The following is a 13740-nucleotide window of genomic DNA, read 5'->3' on the forward strand; positions in this document are numbered from 1 at the left end:
GTTTACAGTTCTCTTCATGGATTGGCTGATCGCCCCGTTCGAGGTGACCTTCGTGCAACGGGCTCTCTGGGGCGGACTGCTCGTCTCGTGTCTGTGCGCGCTGGCCGGAACCTGGGTGGTCGTGCGCGGGATGGCCTTTCTCGGCGAAGCCATGGCACACGGGATGCTGCCCGGGGTCGCGGTGGCCGCACTGCTCGGCGGCAATCTGCTGCTCGGGGCGCTGATCAGCGCCTCGGCCATGGCCGCCGGCGTCTCGGTCCTCAGCCGCAACCGGCGACTGTCCACCGATACCGGGATCGGGCTGCTGTTCGTGGGCATGCTGGCGGCCGGGGTGATCCTGATATCACGGTCGCAATCGTTCGCGGTGGACCTGACCGGTTTCCTCTTCGGCGACGTCCTCGCGACACGCCCCCGGGATCTACTGTTCCTGCTGATCGCCCTGCTGATCGCGCTGGCCGTCACCGTGCTGGGGCACCGCGCGTTCGTCGCGCTGAGCTTCGATACGCGCACCGCGCACACGCTGGGTCTGCATCCGGGCCGCGCGCAGATCGCGCTGCTCGCCCTGCTCACCCTGGCGATCGCCGCGTCCTTTCATATCGTGGGCACTCTGCTGGTGTTCGGACTGCTGATCGCCCCGGCCGCGGCCGCCACGTACTTCACCCACCGGATACCGCGAATCATGCTGCTGGCCGCCGGGTTCGGCGCCCTGTCCACGGTGGCGGGCCTGCTCGTCTCCTGGCACGCGGGTACCGCGGCGGGCGCCACGATCGCCGCCACGGCGGTCGTGATCTTCTTCCTGTCGGCGTTCGCGGCCCGCGTCCGCACCCTTGTGCGGAACCGCACCGATGGCGGCGACGGCGATGCCGGTACCGGGCGGCCCGCCCGCGGGGCGCGGTGGTTCACCCGGAAAACTGCCGCGCGAGCCGGGCTTTCGGCCCTGCTCGTGCTTCCTGTCGCCGCCTGCGGAAGCGAAAACACCGAACCTGCCACCGAGCCCACCCCGCACGGCTATGTCGCCGGCGCGGAGGAGAGTGCGAGCGCCCAGCCGAGGCTGGTGGTGGCCGATCGGGCCTCGGGCGAGGTGCGGATTCTGGATCTGGTGACCGAGGAGATCCTTCCGCAGGATCCGGTTCCCGGGGTCACCCGGATATCCAGCGACGGCCGTTACGCCTATCTGGCCACGGGGCGGGCGACAGCGATCCTCGACAGCGGCAGCTGGGTGGTCGACCACGGCGATCATGTGCACTACTACCGCGCGCAACCGCAACGGCCCGGAACTCTCGACGGCCCGGTCCGCGCCGCGCACAGCGATACCGTGCTCGCGGCGGCCGTCCTGGAGAACGGGTCCACCGCCCTCGCCGACCGGCCGGCACTCGACGCGGGCGAATTGCGCCCCGGTCCGGTGCTGGACGGCGCGGTCTTCCCCTACGGCGGCCATCTCCTGGTTGCGGCCCCCGGTTCCGACCGCATCGAAGTCCGGACCCGGGAGAACACCCCGGCACAAACACTGACACCGCCGTGCCCGGATCCCGGCGGGCAGGCACCGACCCGGCGTGGCGCGGTGTTCTCCTGCGCCGACGGCGCCCTCCTGATCGATGAGGAGAACGACACCTTCACCGCCGAGAAGATCCCCTACCCCGCCGGGACTTCCGGAAGCGCGGACGAATTCTTCCACCGCAACGGCAGCGATGTCCTGGTGACCACCCGGGATTCGCGTGTCCTGGTCCTCGATATCGGGAAGCGGTCCTGGCGCCCGATCCCGACCGGTCCGGTGACCGCGGCGACCACCGCCGGTGCGGGCACCTCGATCCTCGCGTTGTCTCCCGACGGCGTTCTGCACGCCTACGACCCCGAGACCGGCGCCGAAACCGCGCACAACCGGGTATTGGCCGCGCCGGTGGATCCCGCGAGACCTCCGGCGCTGCAGGTCGACACCGACCGCGCCTATATCAACGATCCGGCCGGCCGGCAGATCCACGAGATCGACTACGCCGACGGATTGCGGATCGCCCGTAGCTTCCCGCTGGATATCCGGCCCGATCTGATGGTGGAGACCGGCCGATGACCACGACTCTCCGGGTCTGCGCGGCCCTCCTCCTCGGCACATTCGCGCTGACCGGCTGCGGCACCGGCGGTTCCGGCGGCGAGGGTGTCGTCGTGACCACCGATATTCTCGGTGATATCACCCGCGTGGTGGTGGGTGACGCGGCACCGGTCACCGTACTGATGCCGCCGAACGCGGACCCGCATTCGTTCGCGTTGTCCGCGCAGGAAGCGGCCGTACTCGACGGCGCCGACCTGGTGGTAGAGAACGGGCTGGGCCTGGAGGAAGGGCTGGCCCGCCACGTCACGACCGCGGCGGACGCGGGCGTACCGGTGTTGTCTGTGGGAGACGAGATCGACCCGCTGCCCTACCGTGCCGGTGACGGTGCGGGACAACCGGATCCGCATTTCTGGACCGACCCGCAGCGGGTGCATCGCGCGGTCGAGGTGATCCGCGACCGGGTGATCGACACGGTTCCCGGAATCGACGCCGCAGCCGTCCGCGCGAACGCGGACCGATACCTGACCGAAATCGACGATCTCGGGCAGTGGATGGGCGACCGCTTCGCTGCTATCGCGCCCGAACGCCGGAAATTGGTCACCAACCATCACGTCTTCGAATACCTCGCACAGCGTTTCGGCTTCGAGGTGGTCGGCGCGGTGATCCCCGGCGGCACCACGCTGGCCTCCCCCAGCGCCGCGGATCTGGCCGACCTCGCCGGCGCCATCCGCACCACCGGGGTTCCGGCGATCTTCGTGGATTCCGCGCGACCCGACCGCCTGGCCCAGGCCCTCGCCGAACAGGCGGGCGTCCGAGTGCGCATCGTCGGGCTGTTCTCGGAATCACTGACCGAGCCCGGCGGGGGCGCGGCCACCTACCTGGAAATGATGCGCGCCAACACCACCGCCATGGTGGACGGCCTGGCGCCCGCATGACCCGGACCGCTGCGCGATCACGCTGCCGCAGCCAGCACAGGAAAGATGAGGGAATGTCATGCACATCCGGACGGGCACAACCCGTGCCGCGGCCCTGACCGGCCTGCTCACCGCGGTCGTCGCGCTCAGCGGCTGCGGCGACGACACCACCGCGGAGCCGGTGATCGCCGATCCGCTGGCGGTGACCTACGACGGCGGAATCCATCTGCTCGACGGCACCACCCTGGAGCGGGGCGGTGGGGTGGAACTGCCGGGATTCCTGCGGGTCAATCCGGCCGGTGACGACCGGCACGTCATCGTCTCGACCTCCGGCGGATTCGAGGTTCTCGACGCGACCGCCGCGCGTTTCACCGGCGTCGAGTTCCCGGGCACCAAACCGGGCCATGTGGTCCGCCACGCCGGGCGGACCGTCCTGTTCGACGACGGCACCGGCACCGTCACCTCCTTCGACCCGGCCCGGCTCGCCGACGGCACCCCGGAAACCACCGAATACAAAACCGCCGCACCGCATCACGGGGTCGCGGTGGAACTGGAGAGCGGCGAACTGGCCGTCACCCTCGGCACCGAGGAGGAACGGGTCGGCCTGGCGATCCTGGACGCCGACCGCTCGGAGATCACCCGCAACGAGAAATGCCCCGGTGTACACGGTGAGGCGACCGCGGCCGGGGACACCCTGGTCGTCGGCTGCCAGGACGGCGTACTGATCTACCGCGACGGCAAGCTCACCAAGGTCACCAGCCCGACCCCCTACGGCCGGATCGGTAATCAGGCGGGCAGCGAGGAATCGCCGATCGTGCTCGGGGACTACAAGAAGGACGAGGACGCGGAACTCGAAAGGCCTGAACAGGTCTCGCTGATCGACACCGAGAAGGGCACCCTGCGGCTGGTCGATATCGGTACCAGCTACACGTTCCGCTCGCTCGAGCGCGGACCGCACGGTGAAGCACTGGTTCTGGGCACCGACGGCGGGCTTCGGGTGATCGACCCGGAGGCCGGCACCGTGACCAGGACCATCGACGTCCTGGACCCGTGGCAGGAACCCATCGAATGGCAGCAGCCGCGACCGGCGTTGTTCGTGCGCGACCACACCGCCTACGTGAGCGATCCCGCCACCAGACAGGTCCATCGGATCGATCTGGAGGCCGGTACGGTCACCGCCTCGGTCACCCTGCCCGATGCACCGAACGAACTCAGCGGCGTGAGCTCCTGATCTGAGATCCGCTCGTCCGGCGGGAACACCACCCCCGGGCGAGCGGGCCTCCCGGCACCAGAAAACCGTTAGGGTCTGGGAATGTCCGACGAGGAACAGCGACTTCTGGCCTTCGACACCGCCAGCAGCGATTTCGATCGCCTCGGTGTCCATCTGTGGAATCCGATCGGGGCCGCGACCGTGGCCGCGACCGCGCCACAGGCCGGCGAGCGGGTTCTGGACGCATGCTGCGGTACCGGCGCGTCCGCGCTCCCGGCCGCCGCACGGGTGGGAGCCACCGGCCATATCGACGCGGTCGATCTCTCCGCTCCGATGATCGGGCAACTGCGCCGGGCCGCGGCGGATCTGCCGCAGCTGACTCCCCGCGCCGCGGATGTCACCTCGTGGCCGGAAGACGGTTACGACGTGGTCCAGGCGGTGTTGGGTATCTTCTTCTTCCCCGATATGACCGCCGGAACCGAGCATCTGATCACCCGCGCCCGGCCCGGCGGACGGGTCGGACTGACCATCTGGCGCCGCGGATCCATGGAGGAAGCCGGTAGGCATCTGCACACCGCGCTCGCCCGGGTCACCGGGAACCCGCCCCGGTCGCGCCCGAAACATCCGCTCGACGGCATCAACGAATCCGGTGCGTACCGGGACTGGCTCACCGACCGGGGGCTCACCGAGGTCACCGTGACCGAGCACGAACTGCGCCTCACCATGACGGCCGAGACGGCGTGGCTGGTCGTCACCGGTTCGGGGTACGTCGGCGCGCTGTCCGGCCTCGATTCCGCACAGACCGCCGAGGTCCGCGAGGGCTATCTCGAAACCCTCGCCGCGGCCGGTATCACCGAACTCGAAGCGACCACGCTCATCGGTGTGGGTACGCGCCCCGCCCGATAACCGGTACACCGCTGCCGACAGCGCTTTTCGGTACCGACCGCACTCCCCGGACCGACCCGTGCGGCACCCGCGGACAACGCGATGGCAAATACCCGTTAACGGTCGAGCGCCGAATCGGGATGAGTACCATGAACGTATCCGTCGATCGGGCCTGGGAATCCATCATGCGGGGAGGGAGGTGCGGGGATGCCGGACAACGACGGGCTCGCGGTTCTGCGTGACGAGATCAGATCGTATTACGCCGGTTTCGGACAGCCCGCGAGTCTACGAACCGCGCTGCGCGAAGCCGCGCTACTGGTGCCCCTCACCGACGACGACCGGCTGTTCCTCCTCCGATCGGGCGGCCTGCGCTGGTTGTGCGCCTTCACCACGATCGAGGAATACGCGCGGTACACGATGGCCCGGGCGACCATGACCGAGGGCGGGGTGGCGGCCGACCGGCAATACCGGTACCACACCTTCTGGGGCGCACGCCTGCTCGCATACACCGAGCGGCAGGAAGATCCCACCGGCATCGCGGTGGATATCGCGGGGAGGGCGCCGATGGCCTTCCCCCCGAACGTCATGGAGTAGAGACAACCAGGGGAGGGGCGGGGAATGACACAGCAGGTGCACGTCGATCCGGCGGTTCTGCAGCAGGCCGCGGACGGAATCGAAGCCACCATCGGCGAATTGTCGGAGCTGGGTATCGGGGAGACCGGCAATATGGGTCGCGGTTTCTCGCTACTGACCATGTCGACCCTCGATATCGGCAAGCACACCGTGCAGAAGACGTTCGAGGAGTTCACCGAACGCTGGTCGTGGGGCGTGCGGGCACTGGTGCAGGCCGGTAATTCGATCGCCCGGACCCTGGGGCTGGCCGCCGGTCGCTACGACGAGATGGAGAACCAGGCCGAGGGCACCTTGAAACAGATGTGGACCCATATGCTGGGCAACCCGCACCTGTCGGAGGAAGAGATCACGAGCCGGTCCTGGGGCGATACCTTCGCCGACAACCCCGTCAACCATGTACTCAACCCCGACTACAGCCCGGAATCCTTCGACCGGGCATTCCAGACCATCGAAACCAACAATCAGATCATCCAGGAGGTCGGGCCGCAGGCGCTGGCGAATCTGAGCGTCCTGAGCCCGGCGAGCATTCCGGTGACGAGCGAGGTCACCGGTGAGACTCCGGGCTGGAACACGGGGGCCGCGCAACGTGCCGCGGAAATCGCGCAGGAGTCCGGGGGGAAGTAAGTGGGGGTATTCGATTTCGTCGACGATATCGGCGAGGCGATCGAGGACGGCGTCGAAAACGTCGTCGAGGGTGCCGGCGAGCTGATCGACGACGGGCTGGATCTCGTCGCCGAAGGCGCGGACGCGATCGGGCTCGACGATGCCGCCGAGGCACTCGATGATTTCGGCGACGAGATCGCCTCGGCCACCGGCGGCGACGTCGAGGAGCGGGAGCTCGGTGAATCCGAGGATCCCACCGAACTGATTCTCGGCAATCCGGCCGAAATCGGTTCCACCGCGCAGACATTGAACGATATGTCCGCCGCCCTCGAATCCACCGGGGAGGCCCTGAAGCAGATCGATTCGGCGAATTGGGTCGGCGACGGCGCCGATGCGTTCAACGAGGTCTACGACAAACAGCCGAAGCTGTGGTTCGACGGCGCCGACGCCATGGCCGACGCGGCCGCGGCGATGACCGCCTGGCACAACGTGGTGAAAACCGCGCAGGGCAAAGCCGCGGACGCCATCGACGAATGGAAGGCCGCGGCCCGGGAGGAACAGCGGGTGATCTCCTGGTGGAATTCGCTGACCGGGGAGCAGCAGGCGCAGACCACCGTGGTGGACACCTGGACCCCCATGCGCAACAACGCCCGGGCGATTCTGCGCAACGCCCGCATCGCGCGCGATAACGGCGCCACCGTCGCGGTGAGCGCGATCTCCGCCGCCACCGACAAGGCCCCGGCCGAACCACCCTTCACCGATCGGTGGCTGGCCAATCTCTCCGATCTCGGCGGAGTCCTCGAACACGGTGCCCTGAATTTCATGTCCGGGCTGCTCACCAGCCTCACCGGGCTCGTCCAGTTCGTCCGCCAGATCAACCCGTTCGACACCTACAACATGACCCATCCGGCCGACTACCTGGAAGGGCTCTCCAATCTGGGCACCGGGCTGGTGGTCGCGGCCGCGGATCCGGGCGCCGCCGTCTCGGCGATCCTCGAGGATGCCCGCCGCAATCCCTTCGAGTTCATGGGCGCGCTCACCGGTGACGCGCTACTCACCGCGGCGACGGGTGGCGCGGGCAGTGCCAAGTTCGCGGTCAGCGCGATGCGCCGGCTCGCCGATGCGGGCCAGGCCGGGAGGCGGCTGGACGATCTCGCCGATCTCGGCCGCCACCTGCCCGGCAATTCCGCACCGAATCCCCACACCCCCGATAACCCGCCGGGTCACCCGAGCCAGGCGCCGAACCAGGCCGGACCGGCCCCGGATGCCGGGCACACACCCGACACCAACCCCATGGACGCGGGCGGCCGACCGGATTCGGACGGACCCGGCAGCGGTGACCGCACCTCCGACTCGCCCGCCGAGCCACCGGCCCAGGCGGACCCGCCCCGGGAACGCGATACCGACGACGACCCGGTCGTCGGGCAACTACCGGACCACACACCCGACGATTCCCCCGCGGCACGGCCCGACAACGACCCGCCCGCGCAGACCGACACCGATTCCCCACCTCCGCAATCCCCTACCCCCGATCCGGATCGCACCCCGGATCCGGACCCGCCGGGCCCCGGCGACGACCCCGATCCACCACTCCAGCGCACCGACCCCCGCCCCGACGCGGCCGACCCGTCCGCACACACCGACCGGCCATCGACCACACCGGGCGATTCGAGTCCGACCTCCCACACCCCCGGCGACTCCAACCCGCATCCGGCGACGCACGAGGATCCGCCACCGTCACCGGTAACGCATACCGACACCGACCCCTCCACCCGGCCCGACCACAGCCCCACGAACGACGCACCCCGAGACTCCACACCGGACACACCCCGGGACTCGACACCGGACGGAAGTGCCGACCAGCCCAGTCCGCACCCGGAAACCGGGTCCCCGGACTCCCGGAACGACATCGGGTCCCGGACCGACGACCCCGGCCACGCTCCCCCGCCCCATTCCGAGGGCGACCCTTCCTCACCGCGCCCGGACCGGGACGCGGACGACACACCGGTCGACCGGCCGGAAGACAGCGACTCCCCCGCACCCCGGACGAACACCGAACTTCCAGGCGTCCGCGATACCGACCAGCAAGGTGCACGCGACACCGACGGCTCACCGGAGACGCGCACCGATCCGGACCGTGCCGCGGACTCCCGGCCCACCCCCGGAACGCGCCCGGACGATTCCACCGACACGCCATCGCCCTACCTGGCCCCCGGCACCCACACCGGCCCCGGCTCCCCCGCGCTGCGCTCGGATCCCGGACCCGACACCCGCACCCCGGACCCCGGCAACCAGCCCCGCAGCCCGGACACCTCGTCCCCGGCACGCACCCGTGAGAGCGCGCCGGCCTCGCGCGCGCCGGAGAGTTCCTCCCCCGCCCGCACCCTCGAGAACACCTCGAACAACCGCGCACCCGCCCGTCCCGGCCCTACCACCCGAGCGGACCCCGACGCATCGTCACGGGCCCGCCCCACCCCGGACTCGTCACCGGCCACCCGGCCGGATCACGATTCGCCCGACCGGAAACCCGAGCCCGGGGAACGCCCCGGCACCCCGCCCGACACCCCCGACGGCCGGACACCGCGCGACGGAACCCACCCGCGCACCGGCGACAACGACACGCCCCGCTCCCCCACTCGGCGCGACGATCCGGACTCACCCACCGACCGCACCCGGCCCGACCGCGACACGGACGACAACCCGCGAGACCGGCATCCCCGGGACCGTGATCACGACCCGGAACGCCGCGACCCGGACCACCGTGATCGCGATCCAGAACACCGTGATCGCCACCCGGACAAAGGCGATCACGACACCCCCCGGGACCGCGACAGCGATACACCCGACCCACACGACCGGGCCGATGCCGACCGCGACGCCCACGAACACGCCCGCGAATCCGGCGCCGACCACAACCGCACCCCCGAGCAGAAGACCTGCTCCACCGATCCGGTGGATATCAGCACGGGCGAATTCCTGCTTCCCGAAACCGATATCGAGCTGGCCGGTGTGCTCCCGCTGCTGTTGAAGCGGGCGCATCATTCGAATTACCGATTCGGACGCTGGTTCGGGCCGTCGTGGGCCACCACGCTGGACACCCGGATCGCCGTCACGGCCGAGGGCGTCGTCTTCTTCGGTGAGGACGGCGTCCTGCTCGCCTACCCGCATGCCGAGGCCGGTTTCCCCGCGCCGCCGCTCACCGGTGGCCGGCAGTGGTCGCTGACCCGCACCGATGCCGGTGGTTACCGGGTCTGGGACCGGGAGCGGGAACTCACCTGGCATTTCGCGCCGGAACCGGTGCTCGACGGCCTCGACACCGCGCTCGGCAACTACGCGGTATCGGCCGTCACCGACCGCCACCACAACCGCATCCGATTCCACTACGACTCCCGGGGTGTACCGGTCGAGGTCTCCCATTCCGGCGGCTACCGGATTCGCGTGGACAGCACCGGCGGCCGTATCACCGGGCTGGCGCTCCGCACCGAAGAGACCGATTCACCCGCCGCGATACCGCTGCGGACGTTCGCCTACGACGCCGGGGAACTGGTGGCCGTCACCAACGCGGCCGGCGCCACCACCCGCTACACCTACGACACCGGACACCGGTTGACCTCGTGGACCGATTCCAACGGCAACCGGATGGTCAACACCTACGACGATTCCGGACGGGTCGTCCGCCAGCGTGGCAGCGCGGGCATGCTGAACTGCGATTTCGACTACCTGGAATTACCGGACGGCACCGGCCGGCTGACCCGGGTCACCGACTCGCGCGGTGCGGTCACGACCCACGGATTCGACCGTGATCTGCAACTGCGCGACCTGATCACACCCGACGGCGCGCGATTCCACTACGACTACAACATCGACCGCAAGCCGCTGACGGTCACCGGTCCCGATCCGGCCACCCGGACACGGTACGTCTACAACGCCGACGGCGATCCGACGACGATCACCCGGCCGGACGGCGCCACGATCGAGATGGAATACGCACTGCCCAACCGCACCGCCGCCATCACCGGCGCGGACGGGGCCGTGTATCGCCGCGAATGGTCCGATACCGGCGATCTGACGGCCGTCCTGGACGCCCCCGGTGCCCGGACCGAATTCACCCACCATCCCAACGGCGCCGTCGCGACCTTCACCTCCGGCGGCGGCACGACCGTCGTGGACAGCGATGCCGCCGGATTGCCGATCCGGATCGTCGACCCGCACGGCGGAGTCACGCGGATCGAGCGCGATGCCGCCGGCCGGCCGGTCCGGACGGTCACCGCCGACGGTTCGGCGACCCGGTACGAGTGGTCGGCGGCCGGAAATCTGCTGTGCAGAAAGGATCCCGACGGCACCGAGGAGTCGTGGTCCTACGACGGCGAAGACAATCTGATCGGTCATACCGACCGCGCGGGCGGTGTCACCGAGTACCGCTACGGCGTTTTCGACCTGATCCGGTCACGCACCGACCCCGACGGGTCGGTCACCCGCTACGAATGGGACACCGAGCGCCGGCTCACCGCTGTGCACAATCCGCTCGGACAGCGCTGGAACTACGAATACGACCTCGCCGGGCAACTGATCGCCGAAACCGACTATTCCGCGGCCACCACCACCTACACCCGGGACTCGGCCGGACGGGTCGCCAGTGTCACCCCCGCCACCGGCACCACCCGTTACCACCGCCACGACATCATGGGCCGGCTCACCGAGATCGGTACCGACACCGGCGACTGGATCCGCTACACCCGCGACCCGGCCGGCCGAATCCTCGACGCCGCCGCCGGAACCGGCGGCGAAACCACACACACCATCGAATACTCGTACAGTGCAACGGGATTGCCGACCATCGAACAGGTCGACGACCGGCCACCGATGCGCTACACCTACGATCTGCACGGTCGCCGCGCCGGCCGCACCGCCCCCACCGGCACCGAGACCGGCTGGCATCACGATACCGCCGGCCGGATCGACCGGCTCGGTGCCGGCGACCACGAGATCACCGTCGAATACGATTCCCTCGGCCGTCGCACCGGCTGGCGCACCGGCGAAATCTCGGTCACCCGCGCACTCGACCCGGCCGGCCGTGTCACCCGCCAGATCGTGACCGCCTTTCCCGCCCCGCTACTGTCCCTCGATCTCGGCCAGGAGAACCGGCCGGCCCCACACCGGCTCCGCCGCGACGAATTCGACTATCGCCCGGACGGCCCCCTCACCGCCCACACCACGACCCGTCCCGGAAGTGCCCCGCTACAGCGTCATTACGCCCTCGACATCATGGGCCGCGTCACAGCCGTCACCGCAGACGGCCGGCGGCCCACCGAGGCCTACACCTACGACGCGCTCGGAAATATCATCGCCGCGCAGCGGTCACTTTCGCCATCGGAAACCGATTCGGCCGCTGAACAACCCGATTCGGATTCCCGCCGCGAATACGACGACAACCTACTGGTCCACGACGGCCGCTACAGCTACCGCTACGACCCCGCGGGTCGCCTGATCCGAAAGACCGCCACCGGCCCGTCCGGCCCAGCCGAGGACTGGTTCTACCGCTACAACGGATTCGACCAGCTCACCGACGTCTACACCCCCACCAGTCAATGGTGGCAGTACACCTACGACGCACTCGGCCGCCGCACGACCAAACAACGCCTGGACACGACCGGCACCGTCTTGGAGCGCACCGACTACGCCTGGGACGGAAACCGGCTGATCGAGTGTGCCGAGCCCGGCACGACGACCCGCTGGGAGTACCTCCCGGGCTCCCACATCCCGGTCACCCAGACCATCCACCGCGACGGCTCCGAGCCCGAGCTCGCCGTGATCGTGACCGACCTCGTCGGCACCCCGGCACATCTCGTCGACCCCCGCACCGGCGACACCCTCGCCACCGCCACCACCGATCTGTGGGGGCGCACCATGTGGTCCGGCGCCACCGGTACTCCCCTGCGCTTCCCCGGCCAGTTCCACGACCCCGAAACCGGCCTGCACTACAACCGCCACCGCTTCTACGACCCCGAGACCGGCCGCTTCCTGACCCGCGACCCCCTCGGCCTCTCCCCCGCCCCGAACCCCCACATCTACCCGCACAACCCGACGGTCTGGAGCGACCCCCTCGGCCTCATCCCCCGCTCCTGCGAAACCGACGACACCCCCGACCGCGAACCCGATCCCGACCCCGGCGATCCCACCCCGCACGACCCCACCCCGACCCGGCCGACCGTCGATACCGACCGCGTCCCCGACACCACCCCGGCCGCTGTCCGCGACCCAGATGCCGGCACGAGCACGGGCCGGCCCGGAACGGGCGACGATCCCCCGGACGGGCCCGACCCCCATGCGACCAGAACGGTGACCGAAACCCAAGGTAGGAATACCGCTACCTGGACACTCAATTCGGATGGTAAGCCGATACGAGCCGTGGCGAAACTCAAGGAAGTCTTCAAGAAGGCCGAGAGAAGCAACGCCGAGGAAAGTGCCGCCAACAAGATCGGTAAATCAGGTGGACGCACCGATGATCACGGCGGGCACGTCGTCGACCATCGGTTCATGCTGGACCAGTTGTTCAAGAATATGTTTCCACAGAACGGAAACTTCAATACCTCCGCATACAAGGTGATGGCGAACGAATGGTCCTCCTGGGTGGATAACGGCTGCGAAGTCAGACCGACAATAGAATTGCTCGACGGACACGGGAACCCCGTACAGGGAACGAACCGGCCCGACCGAGTCACAGTCGAATACGAGGTATACGGTCCGGACGGAAAGCTGTTGTACGACAATCAGGTCAGATTCAAGAACGAAGCGGATCAGAAGTTCGACCGGCTCCGGAGCAAACAGATCAAGAAGATGATCGCCGACGGTCCCTGAGAACGGCGAGGCACCGATTCGGTTGCGCCGGCTGTATACTGCTATCCGGGCCGTGGAATAAATCGTATCCGACAAACCGGCAATAAGATGAAGGCGGAAGGAGCTTTGTTGACCGATCCGGCGTTCGACTCCGAACAGTCGACCACCGCGTTGACGGCTGTCGCGGAGTCGATAATCGAAAATAGTAGATACCAGGACTCGTGGGCATCATTGTCACTCGTTGCAACATTCCGGGGCGGGAGTGATTCCATGTTCGGCTATGTCTATTTCGACGACGGTTCATGGGTCGCCCGGAAACCAAAGGGCTTCGATGTACTCGACAAAGTGACCGTATTGCGCTCGACCATGACCGAGGACGGGAAACCGGCGTGGAAATCCTGCCTCATACAGATAAAGCGATCCGAAATGGATATGGCGGTCGACTTCGAGTACGAAGACGCCGATCGCTGGCGAATCGATCCGGGCAATCTCGAGCAGATGGTGGAGACCCTCCGCCCTTCGTGAGTCCTCGCGGGATTCGATGCCGGCTTTCGACGACCGTCCGATACAGCCGCACCCTAGGCTGGGGGCAGGCGAGTCGAGCGCGGGCGGAG

The 13740-nt window shown here is 68.4% G+C and carries 8 protein-coding genes; all 8 read left to right on the plus strand.

The window, feature by feature from the left end:
* The first annotated feature begins 16 nt into the window (after nucleotides 1-16).
* Nucleotides 17-2065 (plus strand): zinc ABC transporter permease AztB, encoded by a 2049-nt coding sequence (gene aztB, locus AB0F41_RS02405; protein ID WP_357420874.1) that lies wholly within the window; start codon nucleotides 17-19, stop codon nucleotides 2063-2065.
* A complete protein-coding gene (gene aztC, locus AB0F41_RS02410) occupies nucleotides 2062-2979 on the plus strand; it encodes a zinc ABC transporter substrate-binding protein AztC (protein ID WP_357420875.1) in 918 nt (305 codons plus the stop codon). Before aztB ends, aztC begins: the two co-directional genes overlap by 4 nt.
* 58 nt (nucleotides 2980-3037) lie before the next feature.
* Nucleotides 3038-4189, plus strand: coding sequence for a zinc metallochaperone AztD (aztD, locus tag AB0F41_RS02415; protein WP_357420876.1), 1152 nt, complete (start codon nucleotides 3038-3040; stop codon nucleotides 4187-4189).
* Nucleotides 4190-4270: 81 nt separating this feature from the next.
* Nucleotides 4271-5074 (plus strand): methyltransferase domain-containing protein, encoded by an 804-nt coding sequence (locus AB0F41_RS02420; RefSeq protein ID WP_357420877.1) that lies wholly within the window; start codon nucleotides 4271-4273, stop codon nucleotides 5072-5074.
* A gap of 186 nt (nucleotides 5075-5260) precedes the next feature.
* Nucleotides 5261-5647 (plus strand): SseB family protein, encoded by a 387-nt coding sequence (locus AB0F41_RS02425; RefSeq protein WP_357420878.1) that lies wholly within the window; start codon nucleotides 5261-5263, stop codon nucleotides 5645-5647.
* Between the two features lie 24 nt (nucleotides 5648-5671).
* Complete coding sequence (locus AB0F41_RS02430) at nucleotides 5672-6310, plus strand: type VII secretion target (RefSeq protein WP_357420879.1); 639 nt, start codon at nucleotides 5672-5674, stop codon at nucleotides 6308-6310.
* Entirely contained in the window at nucleotides 6311-13147 is a 6837-nt protein-coding gene (locus AB0F41_RS02435) for a putative T7SS-secreted protein (protein ID WP_357420880.1), read from the plus strand. It begins immediately after the preceding gene.
* 108 nt (nucleotides 13148-13255) lie between these two features.
* Entirely contained in the window at nucleotides 13256-13651 is a 396-nt protein-coding gene (locus AB0F41_RS02440) for a hypothetical protein (protein WP_357420881.1), read from the plus strand.
* Nucleotides 13652-13740: the final 89 nt, after the last annotated feature.

It is taken from the genome of Nocardia sp. NPDC024068, from assembly GCF_040638875.1.
Classification (GTDB): Bacteria; Actinomycetota; Actinomycetes; order Mycobacteriales; family Mycobacteriaceae; genus Nocardia.